Here is a 19,686-nt window from a genome sequence, read left to right as displayed (position 1 = left end):
CCGCTCGCTTCCAGATGACTGGATAGTTTGAACTGGCTCTTGACCTTGCCAGCATGGCAAGGTTGATCCTGTAGTCATTCACTACAGGGAGCCTGACCAATGTCCGAATCCACCACGTTCAATCTGCCGATCGCCGGCATGACCTGCGCCAGTTGCGCCGGTCGGGTCGAGCGGGCGTTGAGCAAAGTCGCCGGCACCCGCGCCGTCAGCGTGAACCTGGCGACGGAACAGGCCCGGGTCGAAGCCCCCGCACAAAGCCTGCCGGCCTTGATGCAGGCCGTCGAACACGCCGGCTACAGCGTGCCCGTCCAGCCCCTTGAACTGAAGATCGAAGGGATGACCTGCGCCTCATGCGTCGGCCGGGTCGAACGCGCCCTGGGCAAAGTCCCCGGCGTGAACCGCGTCAGTGTCAACCTGGCCAACGAGCGCGCCCACCTTCAATTGCTCGGCCAGGTCGATTCGCAAGCCCTGATCGACGCAGTCAAGCGTGCCGGTTACGACGCCAGCGTCTGGCAGGCCGAGCCCCCCCAGGACAGCCAGATCCGTCGGCTGGACCGAGAACGCCTGGTGCTGATACTGGCGATCATGCTGTCGTTGCCGCTGGTGCTGCCGATGCTGTTGCAGCCATTCGGCGTGCACTGGATGCTCCCGGCCTGGGTGCAGTTCGTCCTGGCGACGCCGGTCCAGTTCATTTTCGGGGCGCGTTTTTATGTCGCGGCCTTCAAGGCAGTGCGTGCCGGGGCGGGGAACATGGACCTGCTGGTGGCCCTGGGCACCAGCGCCGGCTACGGCCTGAGTATCTATGAATGGGTGCTCGCCGGTTCGTCGCATCTGTATTTCGAGGCTTCGGCGGTGGTGATTGCCCTGGTATTGCTGGGCAAATACCTGGAGAGCCGTGCCAAGCGCCAGACCGCCAGCGCCATTCGCGCCCTCGAAGCCCTGCGCCCGGAACGGGCAACGCAGGTGATCGACGGCCAGGAACGGGACGTCGCCATCAGTGCCCTGCGCCTCGATGACGTGGTGCTGGTCAAGCCTGGAGAGCGCTTTCCAGTGGACGGTGAAGTCCTGGAGGGACAAAGTCATGCCGACGAGGCGCTGATCAGCGGCGAGAGCCTGCCGGTCCCCAAACAGCCCGGCGACAAGGTCACCGGCGGCGCCATCAATGGCGAAGGCCGCCTGTTGGTACGCACACGGGCCCTGGGTACCGAGACAGTCCTGGCGCGCATCATCCGCCTGGTGGAAGACGCCCAAGCGGCCAAGGCCCCCATCCAGAAACTGGTGGATAAGGTCAGCCAGGTATTCGTGCCCGTGGTGCTGGTGCTGGCCCTGGCCACCCTGGCGGGCTGGTGGCTGTATGGGGCGCCGCTGGAGACGGCATTGATCAATGCCGTCGCCGTACTGGTGATCGCCTGCCCTTGCGCCCTGGGCCTGGCGACACCTACAGCAATCATGACCGGTACCGGCGTGGCGGCGCGCCACGGGATTCTGATCAAGGATGCCGAGGCTCTGGAGCGCGCCCATGAAGTCAGCTCGGTGGTCTTCGACAAGACCGGTACCCTCACCTCCGGCACACCACGAATCGCCCACCTGGCGGCCCTCGACGGCGACGAGGCTACCTTGTTGCAACTGGCTGGTGCCCTGCAACGCGGCAGCGAACATCCCCTGGCCAAAGCAGTGCTGGACGCTTGTGCCGAGCGTGGCCTGGATGTGCCGAACGTCAGCGACAGCCAGGCCCTGGCCGGACGCGGCATCGCCGGCAGCCTCGATGGTCGGCGCCTGGCCCTGGGCAATCGTCGCCTGCTGGACGAACTGGGCCTGGCCCCCGGATCGCTGGCCGAGTCGGCCCAGGCCTGGGAAACCGAAGGCCGGACTCTGTCCTGGCTGGTCGAACAGAACGCCACGCCCCGCGTGCTGGGCCTGTTCGCGTTCGGTGACACCCTCAAGCCTGGTGCTCTGGCGGCTGTGCAGGCGCTGGACGCACGGCATATCACCAGTCACCTGCTCACCGGCGATAACCGGGGCAGCGCCCGAGTGGTTTCCGAGGCGCTGGGTATCGCCAATGTGCATGCCGAAGTGCTGCCGGGAGACAAGTCCGCCATCGTCGTTGAATTGAAGAAAAACGCCGTGGTGGCCATGGTCGGCGACGGGATCAACGACGCCCCGGCCCTGGCCGCCGCGGACATCGGTATCGCCATGGGCGGCGGTACCGACGTGGCCATGCACGCCGCCGGCATTACCCTCATGCGCGGTGATCCACGGCTCGTGCCGGCGGCTCTGGACATCAGCCGCAAGACCTACGCCAAGATCCGCCAGAACCTGTTCTGGGCCTTTGTCTATAACCTGATCGGCATTCCGCTGGCGGCATTCGGCTTGCTCAACCCCGTATTGGCCGGCGCCGCCATGGCGCTGTCGAGCGTCAGCGTGGTGAGCAATGCGCTGCTGTTGAAATTCTGGACACCCGAGCACCTGGAGGACAAGTGATGAACATCGGCCAAGCGGCCCGCCAAAGCGGCCTGAGCGCGAAGATGATCCGGTATTACGAAGCCATCGGCCTGCTCAAGGCCGCCCATCGAACCGACAGCGGCTACCGGATCTACGGCACCGAAGACCTGCACACCCTGGCGTTCATCAAGCGCTCCAGGGATCTGGGGTTTTCCCTGGAAGAAGTCGGCAAACTGTTGACCCTCTGGCAGGACCGACAACGGGCCAGCGCCGACGTGAAGGCCTTGGCGCGACAGCACATCGACGAACTGAACCAGAAAATTCGTGAGCTGGCCGGGTTGCGCGACACCCTTCAGGACCTGGTGGAGCACTGTCACGGCGATCACCGCCCGGACTGCCCGATTCTCAAGGAGCTGGCATCGGGGTGCTGCGAAAAGACCGCGGATGCCTAGACCCGCGTCCCCTTGAGGATTTGAATGCCCCCCAGGACATCAATGCGGGAGCGACCGGCATCGACGATGCCGATACATCCGGCATCACCGCGAACTGACTCGCTCCCACAGAGCTCGAGCAACCGAATCACTGCATCCAGGGCGGAGGCGGCTCTTCGGCCTTGCCAGGCGGTGCATCCTCGGCCGCACGCAGGGCCTGGCGACGTTCTTCTTCCCGACGGGCGGCCTCGATCTCGCGCATGACCCCACCCACATCCGCCAGTTGCTCCGGCTCAGCGAACTCACCGGTCAATACACTGCCAGGATGCAAGGTGCCGGCCTCGTAAAGCGCCCACATCTCCTTGGCATATCGGGTGCGCTTGAGCTCCGGCGCGAACCGGCCGAAATAGGACGCCATGTTGCCTACGTCCCGCTCCAGCATGCTGAAGGCATGGTTGTTACCGGCGGCATCCACGGCCTGTGGCAAGTCGATGATCACCGGACCGGTCGGCGCGAGCAGCACGTTGAACTCCGACAGGTCCCCGTGCACCAGTCCGGTACACAGCATCAGCACGATCTGGGAGATCAGGAACGCGTGGTACTCACGGGCCTGTTCTGGCTCCAGTACCACATCGTTCAGCCGTGGGGCTGCGTCGCCGTACTCGTCAGCCACCAGCTCCATCAACAGCACGCCCTCGAGGAAGTCGTACGGCTTGGGCACGCGTACCCCGGCATTGGCCAGGCGGAACAGCGCCGCCACTTCGGCGTTCTGCCAGGCGTCTTCAGTTTCCTTGCGTCCGAACTTGGAGCCCTTCGCCATGGCCCGGGCCTGGCGGCTGTTGCGCACCTTGCGGCCCTCCTGGTATTCGGCGGCCTGACGGAAACTTCGCTTGTTCGCCTCCTTGTAGACCTTGGCGCAACGTAGCTCATTGCCACAGCGCACCACATAAACAGCTGCTTCTTTACCACTCATGAGTGGGCGCAGCACCTCGTCGACCAGACCGTCCTCGATCAGGGGTTCAATGCGTTTTGGAGTCTTCATCAGCTTTTATTCTGGGTCCTTTGTGACCAAACACGCGAATGACAGCCGTTATACGGCAATACAACCTCCACGGGGAGGGGTTGCCGACCTGTGTAGAGGCAATGCACACAATGTGCCGATATCGACAGAGTCGAATCATAGCCGAGAGCAGTACCGGTGTTGCCAAGCGATGCCCTGGTTATTGCGACAAGAACTGACAACCCACGCCAGGCTCAACGCTTGAACAACTCGCCCGGCGTGAACCCGAACATGGTCTTGAATGCCGCAATGAAAGCGGAGGTGGAATCATACCCACACGACAACGCCGCGCCGGTCACGCTGTCCCCCTCTTCCAGCGACCCCAGGGACGACAACAACCGCATGCGCTGTCGCCAGGCTCGGAAGCTCAGACCGGTCTCACGCTGGAACAGACGCATCAAGGTCTTTTCCGACATGCCCAGGCGTTCGGACCAGGCCTGCAGGGTGGCGTTCCGTTCGGGCTGCCCGATCAGTTCGTTGCACAATCCCAGCAAACGCACGTGACGGGGCAGCGGCAGGGAGAATTCCACTTCCGGCAACGTTGCCAGCTGGTCCAGCAGCACCTGCACCAGCCGCTCCTGCGGCGTGTCTCCCTGGGGATAATCGGCCGGCCACTGGCAGAACACCTTGATCAGTTCCCGGGCCAGCGGCGTGACTTCCAGCACCCGACAATGGCCATCGGCCCAGGGGCAGGCGTCGCGATGGACATACAGGCTGCGCATTTCCGCCCGGGTGGAGGTCACGACCTGATGTTCCAGGTCCGCCGGGATCCAGATGCCCCATTGCGGCGGGGCGAAGAAACTGCCAGCAGCGGTATGCACTCCCAGGACACCGCTGATGGCATAGGAAAACTGCACCCAGTCATGCCGATGGGCCTGCGTCCATGAACCGGCGTTCAAACTTTCGACACGGGCGTACAGCGGCCTGGGCAACTGAATCAGGTCGGGAATGCGGCGTTCCAGCTGCTGGTGTCCGTTAGTCGGCATTGAATGGCCTTATGTCGCAAGACGGTGGCAGGGGCCGACGTTAGGCTAAGTCATCGTTTCCTACAACTGTGGTGCACTATGGCAATCTTCAGACACCTCAAGCGCATGGTGACCGACTGGTTCCTGTGCGGCATGCTGCTCGCCACATTGCTGGCGTACTTTTTTCCCACTTTCGGCGCCACCGGTGGCGCAATGCATGCCGAATGGGTCGTCAATATCGGCATCTTCGTAGTGTTCTTCCTGCACGGGGTGAACCTGTCCGGCGAGCAGGTCCGTCATGGCCTGAAAAATATCCGGCTGCACCTGATGGTGCAGGTCTTCACCTTCGCGGTATTCCCACTGATCTGGCTGGCCTGCAATGCATTGCTGGGCAGCCATGTTCCGCCACTGCTGATGCTGGGGTTCCTATACCTGTGCGCCCTGCCCTCGACCATTTCCTCTTCCGTGGCCCTGACCGGTAGCGCGGGCGGCAACGTCCCGGCGGCGATTCTCAACGCGAGCCTGTCCAGTGTGCTGGGGATTTTTCTTACGCCACTGCTGGTCAGTTTCGTCGTCGGGCGGGGCGCCGGGGGTATCGACCTGGGCTCCACGCTGCTGGATCTCTGCCTGATGCTGCTCCTGCCGCTGGTGCTCGGGCAGTTCCTGCGGCGCTGGCTGGCCGGTTTCTTCGGCCGCTACAAGCGCTACACCGCCATCATCGACAAGCTGGTGATCCTGCTGCTGGTCTATGCAGCGTTCTGCAATTCCATGGTGTCCGGGATCTGGCAGCAGCAAGGCCATGGCGTGCTGCTCAGCGCCGTACTGGGCAGCACCGTGCTGCTGGCAGTCATCCTGTGGACCACCACTCGCACCGCCCGTGCCCTGCGGTTCAGCAATGCCGATGAAATCGCCGCGGTGTTCTGTGCCAGCAAGAAGTCCCTGGCCGCCGGCGTCCCGATGGCGGCGCTGATCTTCGGCGACCATCCCGGCCTGGGACTGATCCTGTTGCCGATCATGATCTACCACCCGCTGCAGCTGATCGTTTGCTCGATCCTGGCCGAGCGCTATGCAAGCCGCCGGCGGGTCTCGGCCACCCAGCCAGCCAAGGCAGTGCTCAACGCTCGATGATGGCCGTCACGCCCTGGCCGGCCGCTGCGCAGATGGAAATCAGCCCTCGTCCCCTGCCCGCGGCATCCAGCAGCTTGGCGAGGTTGGCGACGATTCGCCCGCCCGTGGCGGCAAATGGATGCCCGGCGGCCAGGGAACTGCCCTTCACATTCAGCCGGCTGCGGTCCAGGGCACCGAGCGGGGCGTCGAGGCCCAGGCGGGTCTGGCAATAGTCCGCATCCTCCCAGGCCTTGAGGGTGCATAACACCTGGGCGGCGAACGCTTCGTGGATTTCGTAGTAATCGAAATCCTGCAGAGTCAGGCCGTTGCGCGCCAGCAGCCGCGGTACCGCATAGGCTGGAGCCATGAGCAACCCTTCGGCACCGTTGACGAAATCCACCGCCGCGGTTTCGCCGTCACGCAGATACGCCAAAATCGGCAGTCCCCGGGCCCTGGCCCATTCTTCACTGCCCAGCAACACCAGCGAAGCGCCGTCGGTCAGCGGCGTGGAATTGCCAGCGGTCAGCGTCCCCCTGGCGCTTTTTTCGAAAGCCGGTTTGAGAGAGGCAAGCTTTTCCAGGGTCAGGTCCGGGCGCAGATTGTTGTCCCGGGTCAAACCGAGAAACGGCGTCATCAGATCGTTCTGCCAGCCCTCGGCGTAGGACGCGGCCATTTTCTGATGACTTTCCAAGGCCAACTGATCCTGGTCCTCTCGGGAAACCTGCCAGGTCTGGGCCATGAGTTCGCAATGCTGGCCCATGCTCAGGCCCGTGCGCGGCTCATTGATGCGAGGCAGGTCGGGGATCAGATGACGGGGACGCAGTTGCAGGAAGGTCTTGAGCTTGTCGGCGGTGCCCTTGGCTCGATTGGCTTGCAGCAGGATCTTGCGCAGCCCTTCGTTGACGGCAATCGGAGCATCCGAGGTGGTGTCCACGCCACCGGCGATAGCGCTGTCGATCTGGCCAAGGGCAATCTTGTTGGCCACCAGCAACACAGTCTCCAGCCCTGTGCCGCAGGCCTGTTGCACATCGTAGGCCGGGGTGCTGGGAGACAGTCTCGAGCCCAGCACGCATTCGCGGGTCAGGTTCATGTCCCGGGAGTGCTTGAGCACCGCCCCGGCAGCCACTTCGCCGAGGCGCAAGCCATGCAGGTTATAGCGCTCGATCAGCCCCTCGAGGGCGGCTGTCAGCATCGCCTGGTTGCTGGCGGTGGCGTAAGGCCCGTTGGAACGGGCGAAGGGAATGCGGTTTCCACCGATGATGGCGACGCGGCGTGGCTGTGTCATGAAGAACCCCCGTGTATGTTCGGATGTGCCCGGATAAAACCACAGGCGCTGTATCGCGAGCAGGCTCGCTCCCACATCAGCCCAGCTTAGGCCTTATACGAAAAGTCGCCGAGCTGCGATCAGACAGGCCTTTTGCTGCGTTGCATGCTCGTTGCCCTGGCACTTTCGACACTCAAGCCTAGGCTTTATTTGGTCGATCGAACGACCGATTGCCAATCATGGTCCACACTTGGAAGCTCATCAGCCGGAGAGTGTTCCATGTCTGACCGTTATATCGACTTCGCCAACTCGGCCCTTGGCCTGCGCCTGGTGGGGGCGCTCGGCTTGCCCTCGCCGGTACGCCTGGAGCGCTGGCAGGCCGGTCGGCTGCGGCCGATCGAGGGCGCGCTGCTGCTGGGTGGTGGCCCACTGACCGAACAGGTCGGTGCGTTCGCCAAACGCCTGACCGACGCGATTTTCGTCTACGGGGGCGAGCCGACGCTGGCCACCGAGTGGATCCCCGGCCATGGTCCGAAAATCAAGGCCGTGGTGTACGACGCCAGTCATCTGGTCCAGGTGGATCAACTCAAGCAACTGCGGGAGTTCTTCCAGCCGCTGATGAAGAACCTCGACCACAGCGCCCATGTCGTCATCCTCGGGCGCGCCCCGGAAAGCCTCGGCGAGCCGTTCGCCGCCAGTGCGCAACGGGCGCTGGAGGGGTTCAGCCGGTCACTGGCCAAGGAGCTGCGTCACGGCGGCACCTTGCAACTGTTGTATGTCGGCGACGGTGCCGAAGCCCAGTTGGAGGGCGCGCTGCGGTTCTTCCTGTCACCCAAGAGCGCTTACATTTCCGGGCAAGTGATCCGCCTCCAGGCCTGCGAGACCCAGGTCCAGGACTGGACCCGGCCACTCACGGGGCTCAAGGCGCTGGTCACCGGCGCCGCCCGTGGAATCGGCGCGTCCATCGCCGAGACCCTGGCCCGTGACGGCGCCGATGTGATCCTGCTGGACGTCCCGCCCGCCAAGACCGATCTCGACGCCTTGGCGGCACGCCTGGGCGGGCGTAGCGTCACGCTGGATATCTGCGCCGAAGAGGCCGCCGCCCAATTGATCGAACACTTACCCGATGGCGTCGATATCGTGGTGCACAACGCCGGCATCACCCGGGACAAGACCCTGGCCAACATGACCCCGGAATTCTGGGACGCCGTGCTGGCGGTCAACCTCAACGCACCGCAAGTGCTGACCAAGGCCCTGCTCGACAGCGGCACCCTGCGGGACAATGGCCGGGTAATCCTGCTGGCGTCCATCAGCGGCATCGCCGGCAATCGCGGCCAGACCAACTATGCGGCCAGCAAGGCCGGGCTGATCGGCCTGGCCCAGGCCTGGGCCCCGGTCTTGAAGACACGAGGGATCAGCATCAACGCCGTGGCCCCGGGTTTCATCGAAACCCGCATGACCGCCGAAATCCCCTTCGCCCTGCGCGAAGCCGGGCGACGCATGAGTTCCCTGGGCCAGGGCGGGCTGCCCCAGGATGTCGCCGAAGCCGTGGCCTGGCTCGCACAACCGGGCACCGGGGCCGTCACCGGCCAGGCATTGCGGGTATGTGGGCAGAGCCTGCTGGGAGCATGACCATGACGACTCAATGGCATGAAGTCAGCAGCGCACCGAACATGTCCGGGCTCTACACAAAAGCCGCGACACGACGCAAGGTCACTGGAACGACCTTGCCGGACGACGGACTGCGCCAGGTGCTTCAGGTCGATCAACAACGCCTGGCGGCCTACCGCAAGGTCTGCGGCTTCGTCGAAAACGGACTGTTGCCGCCGACCTATCCTCATGTGCTGGCGTTCCCCTTGCAGATGCAACTGCTCACCGCCAGCCACTTCCCCTTCCCGCTGCTGGGGCTGATCCACCTGAGCAACCGCATCCGGGTGCTGCGTCCCATGGGCGGCGTCAGCCAGGCGAGGGCCAGTGTCCATGTGGAAAACCTGCGCCCTCACCCCAAGGGCGCGGTATTCAGCCTGGTGACCTGTCTCGACGATCAACTGGGCCCCTTGTGGGAGGCCGAGAGCGAGATGCTCTGCAAGGGTGTGCAACTGGGAGGCGCACTGGTAGAGCCACCTTTACCGGATACCCCGGCATTGACCGAGGTGGCGCACTGGGCCGCTCCCGCCGACATTGGCCGGCAGTACGCCAAGGTCTCCGGCGATTACAACCCGATCCACCTGAGCGGCATCAGCGCCCGGCTGTTCGGTTTCCCCACGGCCATCGCCCATGGGCTGTGGAACAAAGCCCGGACCCTGGCGGCCCTGGACGATCGCTTGCCCAAAGCCAATGTGGAAATCGAGGTGACCTTCAAGAAACCGGTGCGCCTGCCCAGCGAAGTGACGTTGCTGGCGAGCGCCGCAGGGTCCAGCGGCGATTTGCAATTGGTGGGATCGGGTGAGTTGGAACATATGGTGGGAAGTTGGCGGCCAGTTGTCTGAACGGTCCCAGACCAATAGACCTACCCCGGCACACCCGCCACACGGACGTTTTCGGGGCGGCGTCCAATCCTGGTCGCTCGGAAAAGCGGGCTTGCGCGAAGACGTTGCACCAGCCTGACCCTATGCCAGGCGAGACTGTGTTTGCGCGTCCGACATCCGGTCCACCACCAGCCAATCATCGCGGCGGGTAATTGGACAGGATCCGCGCCACGGTTTCACGTACCGCCGCGCTACGGTCGGCCGGGTTGGGCGAGGTGCTGAGCAGTTGCTCGTCACTGCCCCGCCATACCAGCTTGCCGTCCTTGCCATCGAGCAGGTCGACCTGCACCGTGGCGACCTTATAGCTGATGTTGCGGGTTTCGTTGTACATCGGGCCTCCTCCATAGCCATACCATGGACTCCCCCAACCGCCACCGTAGCTCGTGGTGACCTGCTGTTGACGGTCTTCCACGATCAGGTAGGCCTGGACCTGCACATCGCCTCGCCCACCGGCAGGAGCCGGACGCAGGCCGCGCTGGTCGAGCTGATCGGCCACGGCCTGGCGGATCCGCTGTTCGGTCAGGTCACTTTTTATCCGCGGATCGTCAGGGCGGTATTGCAGCGCCGGTTCTTTCCAGCTCCAGCTTCGGTAGGCCGCGAAATCGCGGCTGGTGTCGAAGTCATGATTGACCTGGGTGCCCGCACAAGCGCCAAGCAGTGCAGCAAAAGCCAGTAGAACGAGACGGCGAAACATGGTTTTTCTCCGTTACATGATCAACTTGGCGGATAAGCCGACAGGGCTTTTTCCACCGCTTCGCGAATGGCATCGGTGCGTTCGCCCTGTGTGCCGCGCTGGCTGGTTTCGGCACTGGAACTCCACACGGGCTGGCCCGTGCGGGCATCGAACAGGTCCAACCGGACCACCACGACCTGCTCCTGATACGTGCGCACTATCGGTACCGTGTGATACATGCCATAGCCTGGACCGTAGCCGTGATAGCGGTTGTAGCCACCGTAATACCCCGTGTCGTAGTCGTCCCGGACCTGACGCACGCGGGTCTCCAGATGGAGACTGGCACTGACGAACAGGTCGGCTGCACGGTTGTCCTGCAACGGCCGCAGCCCCCTTTGGTCCAGGGCGTTGCTCACCGCCTCGGCCACCTGGGCCGAATCCGCCCAGGCGGTACCCGGTGGCAACTGCCCGTTGCGCCAGGTCCAACTGCGATAACGCCCATAGTCACGAGGGGGTGCCGGATAGGCGCTACGATCGAATACCGTGGCGGCTTCGGGAGGCGCCGGGGGCAGCGGCCTGGACGTCGCGACATACGGATTGCTGGACTGGCAGGCCACCAGCCCCAGGCACAACACCAATAATCCTGAACGGCCTTTCATCTCGCCCTCCGATCACACCGGTCGGCAGATCCAGTGCAGATAACGTCCCAGCCCGGCGAACGCCGGATGACGGCGGTGAGCCAGCTCCATTTCCAGCAACTGTGCAAGCTCTGCGCGCGCCTGGAATTCCACCGGCATGTAGTCATGGAAAACCCGCACCCCACTCTCGGTTTCGACCTGCCACAGACCTTCAAGTTGCGCCGCCAATTCCCGCGGATCAAGGGGTTGTTGCGGGGTCAGGCTCTGTTTTTCGCCCGCCATGTCGTTTTTGCGCAACTTGCGGAAGTGGCCCTTGAGCAGGTTGCGGTAGACCAGTGCATCGCGGTTGTAGAACGCCAGGGACAGCCATCCGCCCGGTGCCGTCAGTTGGTGCAGCACCGGCAGGATCGCATGGGGCTGCGCCAGCCACTCCAGCACCGCATGACACAGCACCAGGTCATACGGTCCGGTGAGCTGACCGGGCAGGTCCTGCCACGGTGCCTGGATGAAGGTTGCACTCCGACCGGCCTCGGCGAACCGCTGGCGGGCCCCCTCTATCATGGGTTCGGCCGGCTCGGCCAGGGTCACCTGGTGGCCTCGCTCGGCCAGCCACAACGACATGTGGCCCAGGCCGGCGCCGATGTCCAGCACGCGCAGCGGACGCTCTGGCAAGGCCTCGAGCAGATCCGCCTGGAGCACCGCCAGGCGGATCGCGCCTTTGGCCCCTCCATAGATCTTTTCGGCGAAACGCGTGGCGAGCTGATCGAAATGACGGTCGCTCATTGGCCGAACCGCCGCTCGCTGTCGGCCAGCTTGGCACGCACGACGCAATCCATGTCCAAGCCCAATTCGCTGCACAACAGCAGCAGGTACAACACGATATCGCCGATCTCCTGCCCGGCGTGGGCCAGTTTGTCCGCGGGCAGTTCACGCGACTGGTCCTCGGTCAGCCACTGGAAGATCTCTACCAGCTCGGCCATTTCCACGCTGGCGGCCATGGCGAGGTTTTTCGGGCTGTGGAATGGGCGCCAATCGTTACGGTCTCGAATGGCGTGCAGGCGTTCGGTCAGTTCAACAAGGTTCATCGGGCTCTCCTGAATGCCCATAGCTTCGGGGGGATGACGGGGGAAGGCAAGCGTCTCGGTACGAAGCGGCGATTTGCCTCATAATCGAACGATCCAGGCCTCGGGCAACTCCTACAATCAGGGCCAGCGGCTCGATTCCAACTTCTTTCCATCAGGACGCACACATGCAGGTAGAAAGCTTTTTCGAATGGCTCGGCCAGGCACTCGGTTCGATGATCCGTTTTATCGTCGATCTGCTCAGCGGCCTGTTCAACACCCTCGCCAATGCCGGCGGCAACTTCGTCGAAGGCCTGTCGCGAGCACTGGGCATGGACACCTCGATCATCAGCATCATCGCGCTCATTCTTGGCCTGTTGATGCTGTATTCGGCGATCCGCGCCTTCATGCGGGCGTCGATCATCCTCGGCATCATCTGGCTGGTGCTGGGGCTGTGGTTGCTGAGCTGGATCATCCACTGAAGCACTTGCCCTACCCCGTTAGCATCGTGGCAAGGAAGCTTGCTCCTGCGCCACGATGAGTCCCGTGACCCGAAGAACGCCAGCGCAAGAACCCGCTACAATCGCGCTCCATCAAGGAGCCCGCATGTCCAACCTGATCACCGACTGGCGCGACCGCCTGACCCATCGCCGGGTCTGGGCACTGGCTGCGCCGATGATTCTCTCGAATATTTCCGTCCCCCTCGTGGCGCTGGTGGACAGTACCGTCATCGGTCACCTGCCTCATGCGCATCAGTTGGGCGCGGTGGCGGTCGGGGCCAGTCTGTATACGGTGCTGGCCTGGGCCATGGGCTTCCTGCGCATGGGTACTACCGGGTTCGCGGCCCAGGCTGCCGGACGCGGGGACGGGGCGGCGTTGCGGCAGGTGCTGCTGCAAGGCCTGCTGCTGGCAATGGGATTGGCGGTGATGCTCGGCGCGGTAGGCGTGCCATTGAGCGACGTGGCGCTGCACTTCATGCAGCCGTCGGCGGAACTCGATCAACTCACCCGGGATTTCTTTCATACCCGGCTTTTCGGCCTGCCGGCGGCGCTGGCCGCCTATGCGCTGGTGGGCTGGTTCCTAGGGGCGCAGAATGCCCGGGCACCGCTGGCGATCCTGCTGACCACCAACCTGGTGAACATCGTCCTGAACCTGTGGTTCGTGCTCGGCCTGGACTGGGGCGTGATCGGCTCGGCCCGGGCCTCGGTGCTGGCGGAGTGGACCGGTGCGCTGGTGGGCCTGGTGCTGGCCCGCCAGACCCTGCGCGCCTGGCCGGGACGGATCGCCTGGGCAGTCCTGGGAATTTGGCAGAGCTGGCGTCCGCTGCTGGCAGTGAACCGGGACATATTCATCCGCAGCCTGGCCTTGCAATCGGTCTTTTTCCTGATCACGGTCCAGGGCGCGCGGCTGGGAGACGCGACGGTGGCGGCCAATGCGCTGCTGCTCAATGGGCTGCTGTTGACCGCCCATGCCCTGGACGGCCTGGCTCATGCCGTCGAAGCGCTGTGCGGCCACGCCATCGGTGCTGGCGATCGCCTGGCCCTGCGCCGCTCGCTGGTGGTGGCCTGTGGCTGGTCGCTGATTGCCAGTGTCGGATTCGCGCTGCTGTTCCTGATTGCCGGGCATCTGTTCATCGATATGCAGACCGATATCCCCGACGTACGCACCACCGCCTACCGCTACTTGCCCTATCTGGCGCTCCTGCCGCTCATCGCGGTGTGGAGCTACGTGCTCGACGGCCTGTTCATCGGCGCCACCCGCGCCCGGGAAATGCGCAACGGCATGCTGCTGACCCTGCTGCTGGTGTTGCCCTTCGCCTGGGCGCTGCAAGGCCTGGGCAACCATGGGTTGTGGGTGACCTTCCTGCTGTTCATGTCGCTGCGCAGCCTGACCCTCGGCGGTTTCGCCTGGCATCTGCATCGACACGACCGCTGGCTCGGTGCCCGCGCCGACTGACGCTTCAGCCTTCGCCGTTCTGCCACGACCGACGCAGATATTCCAGACGCTCGTGCTGCGACTCGCCCCTGAGTTCCGGCACCGGCCGGGCATCGGGGTACTGCAGGCGCAGCCACAACCAGCCATCGAGCACTTCGCGTTCGGTAAACCCCAGTTTCAATCCTTGCTCCAGGTATTCCCAGAGCACCCGGTAATCGCGTCGGGTGGCGCACGACCATTGCCAGGCATGACGTTCCAGCAGGCACTGTTGCAGCTTGTTCTGCTGCCGGATGCTGAGGCTGTGCTCGTTTTCCAACGCGCCAACCGGTAGACCGGGATTGGAAAGTTGCTGCCAGCCCTGGCTGCCGATGGCCCGGTCGGCCCATGTTCCGCCGAACCAGCGCATCAGGCTGATGGGGCCCAGCCAGCAACTGAGTTCGGCCGGGTCGCAACCGTCGAAGAAATAGCTGGCGGTGTGGGGGTTGTAATAGCTCAGCAACGCTTTGTGATGCAGGCCCAGCGTCACCGCCAGCATTCGTCGCAGATGGGCCAGCAACTGCGCGACTGGCGAAGCACTCACCAGCAGCAACCCCGGCCAGGCGTCCGGATCCAGATGGCACAGCCCGGCCAGGGCCGGCGATTGCTGCAAGTCCACCAGTAGCGGGCCATGCTCCCGAAGCCCATGCCATTCGGTCTGCTCGAACAAGGCAAAACGCCGAACCTCTGCGAACTGCTCGTGCAGAAGGCGCGCCGCACCCGGTGCGCCCGGCAGGTCGAGCAGCAACCATTGAGGCGTGGACCCGGACATGGCGACAGCACTCATGGGGCGGAGCTCGCGCCGCCTTGAGTGATCAGCCGGCAGGTGCACACCGGCTGGCCACAGGGACTGAAGCTGCCGCCCCCAGGCAACAGACACAACAGGATCAACGGCTCGGCCGCCTGGATCGCAGCCAACAACACAGGATCGACTCCGAACGAGCTGGCCGGCTCGTGGAAGGCTCCCCCAGCCGCCTCATTCTCCATTGGCATGGATAACCGACCGCCGAGAAAGGCACTGACCATGGGACGATCCGGGTCGCCTTCGATAAAGCTCACCAGCACCTCGGTCCCTTCATCGATTGCGCCCGGCCCGCAAGCGGCGAGCTCCGGCGCCAGGGGCAACCAACAATGACTGGGGCTGGCTCCCTCGCCTTGGTAGACCCAGTCGAACTGCACCGCCACCCGCCCCGCCATCTGCAACGCTGACTCGTCCACCGCCGCCACCCACCCGCGTTGCTGGCCCAGCATGCGCGGCTTCGAAGGCCTGTCAGCCGCAAGCGGCTGCCCATCGGCAACGGCGTGAAAGTGATTGCCGTACCCACCGGCATCGCCGCGATGCTCGACCCGGGTCAATAGCCAGCGTCGATTCCAGGCCTCGAACGGATGAGCGGACAGCACCAGAGCCTGCCCGCAATGCAGATTCATCAGGTCGCTATGGCCCTCGGCGAGCTGCGCCTCGCAAGCGGCGGTTTGCACGTTGAACAGGTGGACGCCAGGGGCCTGGCATCCGGCGCCATAACTCGCCTCCCGGACTGGCGAAAAACTGCGCGAACCGTCCGCAATGACCAGGCAATGTCCTGCGCGCCCGTGTTCGAAATGGAAATGCAGGCCAGCCTGGGCACACAGGCGCTGGAGAAATCGCAGATCCGATTCCCGGTACTGGGTACAGTAATCCAGCGGGGGATAATCCTTTTCCAGATCCAGGCACAGGTCGTGCCCGCCGATGCCGTGGGCCTTGAGCACCTCGCGGATGATCTGAGGCACGGTGCGAGCGCTGAATACCCGCTGGTTGAAGCGTTGCGCGAGGCACCCCAGCTTCGGCCCGATACGCACCCGGTAAGCGCCGTCATGCCGGTGTTGCACAAGTTCATGAAGCTGACCATGGATACCCCGGCCCGAGTCCCCGAAGCTCAACCAGACGCTGCGGTACAACATTGCCGCCAGGTCCAGGTGGGCATCACCGGGCAACAGCTCCACGTCATAGCTGAACGGCTCGTTGATGGCTTCGCTACCCATGAAGGCCGACACGACAAAGGGTTCGGGCAGACCGGCTATCTCCAGACGAAAGAGTGGCTCGTTGGCTGGATCGGACATCGGCGTATCTCTACAGGAGGGGCGGCCGGGGATTCTCGCTGAGAGCCATGGCCGAGTAGAGGGCCCAAGTACAAGTTAGGAAAGGGACTACATGAAATAAGGACAGCACGGGTTAAATGGACCGGTGTGTGGAAATAACAACGGCACAAATAAAAACGCCCTCCGGGACTATCCGAAAATCCCCGCAGCACACGGCGTATTTTCTGACAGCTCGAAAGGGCGATGCCAATCGGTCGTGGGGCCGCCGAAAAGCTTTCGGCGGCGAGGGAATATTCCCCCACCACCGGGCGCTTCAGGCTCCGCTCAGGAAGACAGGTAGGACGAACGGGTCAACCCCAGGCGCAAGGCGTCGAGGAACTGGGTCCGCTCGGCGGCGCTGATGCGGGCGCTGGCGCACTTGTCGCGGTAGTGGGTCATCAACTCCTCCGGCGACAGGTGCACGTAGCGCAGCATGTCCTCGATGGTGTCGTGGGTTTCGATACCGGCGTGGTACACGCTGCCGTCGGCATTCTGGTAGATGTTCACCGAGTCGGTGTCACCGAACAGGTTGTGCATGTCGCCGAGAATTTCCTGGTAGGCCCCCACCAGGAAGATACCCAGCAGGTAGTCTTCACCCGGGTTGAGGGAGTGCACCGGCAGGCTGGTCTCGATGCTCTGCTCGTCGACGTACTGCTTGATCTTGCCGTCGGAGTCGCAGGTCAGGTCTTGCAGCACGGCACGACGCAGCGGCTCTTCGTCTAGGCGGTGCAGCGGCAGGATCGGCAGCACCTGGCCGATGGCCCAGGTGTCCGGCAGGCTCTGGAAGACCGAGAAGTTGCAGATGTACTTGTCCGCAAGCTTGTCATTGAGCTCGTCCAGCACCTGGCGGTGGGAACGCTGGCGGGCCTTGAGGGAGTTGTGCAGGCGACGGCACACGGCGAAGTAGCACTGTTCGGCGAGGGCTTTCTCCGCCAGGGTCAGTTTGCCGTCGGCGTACTGGGCGGCCACGTCGCTCATGTAGTGGGTGGCGCGCCAGTAGGTTTCGGTGACCATCTCGATATCGGTCGGCCCCAGCAGATCGACCAGCCATTGCACGGTTTCGGGCAAGGCTTCCTTGTTTTCGATCACCGGCACGTCGTCGTGATGCTTCTCGACATCAGTCACCTGCACCACCAGCATCGCGTGGTGGGCGGTCAGGGAGCGACCGCTTTCGGAGAAGATGTGCGGATGCGGCAAGCCCTGGGCGTCGCAGAATTCCTTGAGCATGCCGACCACGACACCAGCGTAGTCGTCCATGTCGTAGTTGATCGAGCTGGCGTTGCGCGAATGGGTTCCGTCGTAGTCCACGCCCAGGCCACCGCCGACGTCGATGTGATCCACCGGCAGGCCGAGGTTGCGCAGCTCGCCGTAGTAACGGATCGCTTCCTTGAAGCCATGCTGGTAGTCCGCCAGGTTGGCGATCTGCGAACCCATGTGGAAGTGCAGCAGGCGGATCCCCTGGTCCAGGCCGGCGCCGCGGAAACGCTCCACCACCGACAGCAACTGGGCGGCAGAGAGACCGAACTTGGATTTCTCGCCACCGGTATCGGCCCACTTGCTCGAGGCCAGGGACGACAGGCGAACCCGCAGGCCAACCTGTGGCTTGACCTTGAGGGACGCGGCCTCTTCGATCACCAGGCCGACTTCGGATTCTTTCTCGATCACGATGAACACGTTGTGACCCAGCTTCTGGCCCATCAGCGCCAGGCGGATGAACTCGCGATCCTTGTAGCCGTTGCAGACAATGGTCCCGCCCTTGGGCGCCAGGGCCAGCACCGCCAGCAGCTCCGGCTTGGAACCGGCTTCCAGGCCGATGGAAACGTTCTGGGTCGCGATGATGTTCTCGATCACCGCTTCCTGCTGGTTGACCTTGATGGGATAAAGCGCGGTGTATTGGCTCTGGTATTCCAGACGCGCGATGTTGCTGTCGAATGCACCGGTAAGCTGGCGCACACGGTCTTGCAGGATGTCTGGAAAGCGCACCAGCAGAGGTAGGGAAAGGCCACTCTGGCGCAGCTGGTCGACCTGTTCGAACAGGTCGATGGGTGAACTGTCGGGACCGTTCGGACGGACTTCTACGCGACCGGCGTCATTGATCGCGAAATACCCGGCCCCCCAATGGCGAATCCCGTAAACACTGCGGCTGTCCGCAACTGTCCATTGGCTGCCATCGTCTTTGCGTGTGCGTCGTACGGACATCGAAGTCCCCTATGAATGAAGTCGAAAATGCGCCATCCGGTCAGAGGCCGGCGCAGTCTGGAGAGTGAAGATGACGAATTGCCTGTCAGCAGGGTAGACCTTGCTCACCGGGCTGAGTTTAGAAAGCCGTTCAGCCGCCGGATTTTTTCGCCTTGAAACCGTGCCGGGCCAGTTCGGCCAGCAGCAGCTCGACGTGATCGCCCTGGATCTCGATGACACCGTCTTTCAACGCGCCACCGGTGCCACAGCGTTTCTTCAACGTAGTAGCCAGTTCCTTGAGCGCGTCCTCGGCCAACGGCACGCCGGTGATGGTGGTCACCGTCTTGCCGCCGCGACCTTTGCTTTCGCGGCGCACGCGGGCGATACCATCCCCGGCGGGGATGACGGTCTGTTTGCAGATGCAGGCATCCACCGGCTGGCGGCAATCAGGGCAATGACGACCGGCGTCGGTAGAAAATACCAGGCCACCCAGGGCGGCGAAGGATGCGGCTTTTTTGGCCACCGGCAATCCTCTCGGGAGGACAAAGACTGGCCGAGACAAGCAGTGCCCCGACCGCGAAGCCCCACTCAGGCAGGGGCAGCGCTACTGGACCGGAAGACGCCGGTCCAGCTTGAAAAGTCGCGCAGTGTAACGGCAAAAAGCCGACTTGCTAAGAGCCAATCGGCGCCAATTTACTGCTTCTTTGCGACGCCCTCGCCATGGACCCGCAAATAGCGCTCCAGGGCCGCCAGGGAGTCCGGGCAATAAGGCTTGCACCGGATTTCTTCCAGCACCTGCCCGATGGGCAGGAAACGCGCCTCGAGCACCTCTTCCGGCTGCAGGACCAGAGGGCCGTCCCACACCGCCGAGAACGCCGAGCACCATAGCCGGCTGCCGGGGTCTTCGAAGTAGAAATGGTCGTGGGCCATGAGTGGAACGCCGCTCACCCCCAGTTCTTCCGCCAGCTCGCGGGCCGCCGACTCGGCGTAGGTCTCGTTCGCCTGCACCATTCCGCCCGCAGCCACATCCCAGAAACCGGGATAGATCGCCTTGCTCATGGTCCGGCGGTGAACGCACAGCTCACCGGCCGAATTGAACAGCATGATGTAGGTGCCGCGTCCGATCAGGCCACGTTCCCGCAGTTCCGAGCGCACCAGGCTGCCCAGCAGGTTATCGTTTTCGTCGACCCAAGCGATCAGCTCGGCATCCGAGGCCACCCGATGGGCGGCCTCCCGGGCGCTTTCGTTCATGG

The 19,686-nt window shown here is 63.6% G+C and carries 19 protein-coding genes; 7 read left to right on the top strand and 12 right to left on the bottom strand.

The features are described 5' to 3' along the window. Positions 1-99: 99 nt before the first annotated feature. Both AC1M7R_RS14565 and cueR read left to right on the top strand, forming a co-directional pair. A complete protein-coding gene (locus AC1M7R_RS14565) occupies positions 100-2,481 on the top strand; it encodes a heavy metal translocating P-type ATPase (protein ID WP_337349684.1) in 2,382 nt (793 codons plus the stop codon). Further along, the gene (gene cueR, locus AC1M7R_RS14560) at positions 2,481-2,894 is read left to right on the top strand and encodes a Cu(I)-responsive transcriptional regulator (protein ID WP_072397803.1); all 414 of its coding nucleotides are present in this window, start codon (positions 2,481-2,483) and stop codon (positions 2,892-2,894) included. Before AC1M7R_RS14565 ends, cueR begins: the two co-directional genes overlap by 1 nt. Before the next feature lie 127 nt (positions 2,895-3,021). Here the strand turns inward: cueR and AC1M7R_RS14555 are convergent, their stop codons facing one another. Beyond that, positions 3,022-3,915: a PA4780 family RIO1-like protein kinase gene (locus AC1M7R_RS14555; RefSeq protein WP_072397804.1), complete on the bottom strand. Its 894-nt coding sequence runs from the start codon at positions 3,913-3,915 to the stop codon at positions 3,022-3,024. A 212-nt stretch (positions 3,916-4,127) separates the two neighbouring features. Further along, entirely contained in the window at positions 4,128-4,919 is a 792-nt protein-coding gene (locus tag AC1M7R_RS14550) for an AraC family transcriptional regulator (RefSeq protein ID WP_072397805.1), read from the bottom strand. Positions 4,920-4,997: 78 nt separating this feature from the next. Here AC1M7R_RS14550 and AC1M7R_RS14545 point away from each other — a divergent pair, with 78 nt between their 5' ends. After that, positions 4,998-6,026: a bile acid:sodium symporter family protein gene (locus AC1M7R_RS14545; RefSeq protein ID WP_072458601.1), complete on the top strand. Its 1,029-nt coding sequence runs from the start codon at positions 4,998-5,000 to the stop codon at positions 6,024-6,026. Here AC1M7R_RS14545 and AC1M7R_RS14540 read toward each other — a convergent pair. After that, the gene (locus tag AC1M7R_RS14540) at positions 6,013-7,290 is read right to left on the bottom strand and encodes an acetyl-CoA C-acetyltransferase (protein WP_341965589.1); all 1,278 of its coding nucleotides are present in this window, start codon (positions 7,288-7,290) and stop codon (positions 6,013-6,015) included. The genes AC1M7R_RS14545 and AC1M7R_RS14540 overlap by 14 nt on opposite strands. A gap of 258 nt (positions 7,291-7,548) precedes the next feature. Between AC1M7R_RS14540 and AC1M7R_RS14535 the strand changes: the two genes are divergently transcribed. Then, on the top strand, positions 7,549-8,901 hold the full coding sequence (locus tag AC1M7R_RS14535; RefSeq protein WP_103894363.1) for a 3-oxoacyl-ACP reductase: 1,353 nt from the start codon (positions 7,549-7,551) through the stop codon (positions 8,899-8,901). 2 nt (positions 8,902-8,903) lie between these two features. Then, positions 8,904-9,758 carry a MaoC family dehydratase gene (locus tag AC1M7R_RS14530; protein WP_490609703.1) on the top strand — a complete coding sequence of 285 codons (855 nt, stop codon included), beginning with the start codon at positions 8,904-8,906 and terminating at the stop codon, positions 9,756-9,758. Between the two features lie 175 nt (positions 9,759-9,933). Here AC1M7R_RS14530 and AC1M7R_RS14525 read toward each other — a convergent pair whose 3' ends face one another. From AC1M7R_RS14525 to AC1M7R_RS14510, 4 genes are read right to left on the bottom strand one after another with little or no spacing between them, the layout of a single operon-like run. Next, positions 9,934-10,491 carry a DUF4136 domain-containing protein gene (locus AC1M7R_RS14525; RefSeq protein ID WP_072397810.1) on the bottom strand — a complete coding sequence of 186 codons (558 nt, stop codon included), beginning with the start codon at positions 10,489-10,491 and terminating at the stop codon, positions 9,934-9,936. A 20-nt stretch (positions 10,492-10,511) separates the two neighbouring features. Then, positions 10,512-11,129, bottom strand: coding sequence for a DUF4136 domain-containing protein (locus tag AC1M7R_RS14520; RefSeq protein ID WP_076405634.1), 618 nt, complete (start codon positions 11,127-11,129; stop codon positions 10,512-10,514). 12 nt (positions 11,130-11,141) lie between these two features. Next, entirely contained in the window at positions 11,142-11,891 is a 750-nt protein-coding gene (locus tag AC1M7R_RS14515) for a methyltransferase domain-containing protein (protein WP_072458606.1), read from the bottom strand. Further along, on the bottom strand, positions 11,888-12,193 hold the full coding sequence (locus tag AC1M7R_RS14510; RefSeq protein WP_072397813.1) for a MazG-like family protein: 306 nt from the start codon (positions 12,191-12,193) through the stop codon (positions 11,888-11,890). The genes AC1M7R_RS14515 and AC1M7R_RS14510 overlap by 4 nt, the downstream gene beginning before the upstream one ends. Before the next feature lie 164 nt (positions 12,194-12,357). Between AC1M7R_RS14510 and AC1M7R_RS14505 the strand changes: the two genes are divergently transcribed. After that, positions 12,358-12,651: a hypothetical protein gene (locus tag AC1M7R_RS14505; RefSeq protein WP_072397814.1), complete on the top strand. Its 294-nt coding sequence runs from the start codon at positions 12,358-12,360 to the stop codon at positions 12,649-12,651. A 124-nt stretch (positions 12,652-12,775) separates the two neighbouring features. Next, positions 12,776-14,125 carry an MATE family efflux transporter gene (locus tag AC1M7R_RS14500; protein WP_490609702.1) on the top strand — a complete coding sequence of 450 codons (1,350 nt, stop codon included), beginning with the start codon at positions 12,776-12,778 and terminating at the stop codon, positions 14,123-14,125. A 4-nt stretch (positions 14,126-14,129) separates the two neighbouring features. Here the strand turns inward: AC1M7R_RS14500 and AC1M7R_RS14495 are convergent, their stop codons facing one another. The 5 genes from AC1M7R_RS14495 to AC1M7R_RS14475 form a co-directional block, all read right to left on the bottom strand. After that, positions 14,130-14,927 carry a DUF4123 domain-containing protein gene (locus AC1M7R_RS14495; protein WP_072397816.1) on the bottom strand — a complete coding sequence of 266 codons (798 nt, stop codon included), beginning with the start codon at positions 14,925-14,927 and terminating at the stop codon, positions 14,130-14,132. Beyond that, on the bottom strand, positions 14,924-16,237 hold the full coding sequence (locus tag AC1M7R_RS14490) for a type VI secretion system Vgr family protein (protein ID WP_072397817.1): 1,314 nt from the start codon (positions 16,235-16,237) through the stop codon (positions 14,924-14,926). Before AC1M7R_RS14490 ends, AC1M7R_RS14495 begins: the two co-directional genes overlap by 4 nt. A gap of 303 nt (positions 16,238-16,540) precedes the next feature. Further along, positions 16,541-18,454 (bottom strand): arginine decarboxylase, encoded by a 1,914-nt coding sequence (gene speA, locus AC1M7R_RS14485; RefSeq protein ID WP_072397818.1) that lies wholly within the window; start codon positions 18,452-18,454, stop codon positions 16,541-16,543. Positions 18,455-18,584: 130 nt separating this feature from the next. After that, the gene (locus tag AC1M7R_RS14480) at positions 18,585-18,956 is read right to left on the bottom strand and encodes a translation initiation factor Sui1 (protein WP_072397819.1); all 372 of its coding nucleotides are present in this window, start codon (positions 18,954-18,956) and stop codon (positions 18,585-18,587) included. Between the two features lie 170 nt (positions 18,957-19,126). Further along, positions 19,127-19,684, bottom strand: coding sequence for an NUDIX hydrolase (locus tag AC1M7R_RS14475; RefSeq protein ID WP_072397820.1), 558 nt, complete (start codon positions 19,682-19,684; stop codon positions 19,127-19,129). Between the last annotated feature and the right edge of the window lie 2 nt (positions 19,685-19,686).

The sequence above is a fragment of the Pseudomonas sp. MS01C9 genome (assembly GCF_058202755.1).
The sequence above is the reverse complement of the archived record's forward strand: the minus strand, read 5'-3'. Positions and strand labels throughout refer to the sequence as shown.

Bases quoted from the DNA above. Each gene is read 5' to 3' on its own strand.
- AC1M7R_RS14565 (WP_337349684.1), top strand. From the start codon at position 100: ATGTCCGAATCCACCACGTTCAATCTGCCGATCGCCGGCATGACCTGC.
- cueR (WP_072397803.1), top strand. From the start codon at position 2,481: ATGAACATCGGCCAAGCGGCCCGCCAAAGCGGCCTGAGCGCGAAGATG.
- AC1M7R_RS14555 (WP_072397804.1), bottom strand. From the start codon at position 3,915: ATGAAGACTCCAAAACGCATTGAACCCCTGATCGAGGACGGTCTGGTC.
- AC1M7R_RS14550 (WP_072397805.1), bottom strand. From the start codon at position 4,919: ATGCCGACTAACGGACACCAGCAGCTGGAACGCCGCATTCCCGACCTG.
- AC1M7R_RS14545 (WP_072458601.1), top strand. From the start codon at position 4,998: ATGGCAATCTTCAGACACCTCAAGCGCATGGTGACCGACTGGTTCCTG.
- AC1M7R_RS14540 (WP_341965589.1), bottom strand. From the start codon at position 7,290: ATGACACAGCCACGCCGCGTCGCCATCATCGGTGGAAACCGCATTCCC.
- AC1M7R_RS14535 (WP_103894363.1), top strand. From the start codon at position 7,549: ATGTCTGACCGTTATATCGACTTCGCCAACTCGGCCCTTGGCCTGCGC.
- AC1M7R_RS14530 (WP_490609703.1), top strand. From the start codon at position 8,904: ATGACGACTCAATGGCATGAAGTCAGCAGCGCACCGAACATGTCCGGG.
- AC1M7R_RS14525 (WP_072397810.1), bottom strand. From the start codon at position 10,491: ATGTTTCGCCGTCTCGTTCTACTGGCTTTTGCTGCACTGCTTGGCGCT.
- AC1M7R_RS14520 (WP_076405634.1), bottom strand. From the start codon at position 11,129: ATGAAAGGCCGTTCAGGATTATTGGTGTTGTGCCTGGGGCTGGTGGCC.
- AC1M7R_RS14515 (WP_072458606.1), bottom strand. From the start codon at position 11,891: ATGAGCGACCGTCATTTCGATCAGCTCGCCACGCGTTTCGCCGAAAAG.
- AC1M7R_RS14510 (WP_072397813.1), bottom strand. From the start codon at position 12,193: ATGAACCTTGTTGAACTGACCGAACGCCTGCACGCCATTCGAGACCGT.
- AC1M7R_RS14505 (WP_072397814.1), top strand. From the start codon at position 12,358: ATGCAGGTAGAAAGCTTTTTCGAATGGCTCGGCCAGGCACTCGGTTCG.
- AC1M7R_RS14500 (WP_490609702.1), top strand. From the start codon at position 12,776: ATGTCCAACCTGATCACCGACTGGCGCGACCGCCTGACCCATCGCCGG.
- AC1M7R_RS14495 (WP_072397816.1), bottom strand. From the start codon at position 14,927: ATGAGTGCTGTCGCCATGTCCGGGTCCACGCCTCAATGGTTGCTGCTC.
- AC1M7R_RS14490 (WP_072397817.1), bottom strand. From the start codon at position 16,237: ATGTCCGATCCAGCCAACGAGCCACTCTTTCGTCTGGAGATAGCCGGT.
- speA (WP_072397818.1), bottom strand. From the start codon at position 18,454: ATGTCCGTACGACGCACACGCAAAGACGATGGCAGCCAATGGACAGTT.
- AC1M7R_RS14475 (WP_072397820.1), bottom strand. From the start codon at position 19,684: ATGAACGAAAGCGCCCGGGAGGCCGCCCATCGGGTGGCCTCGGATGCC.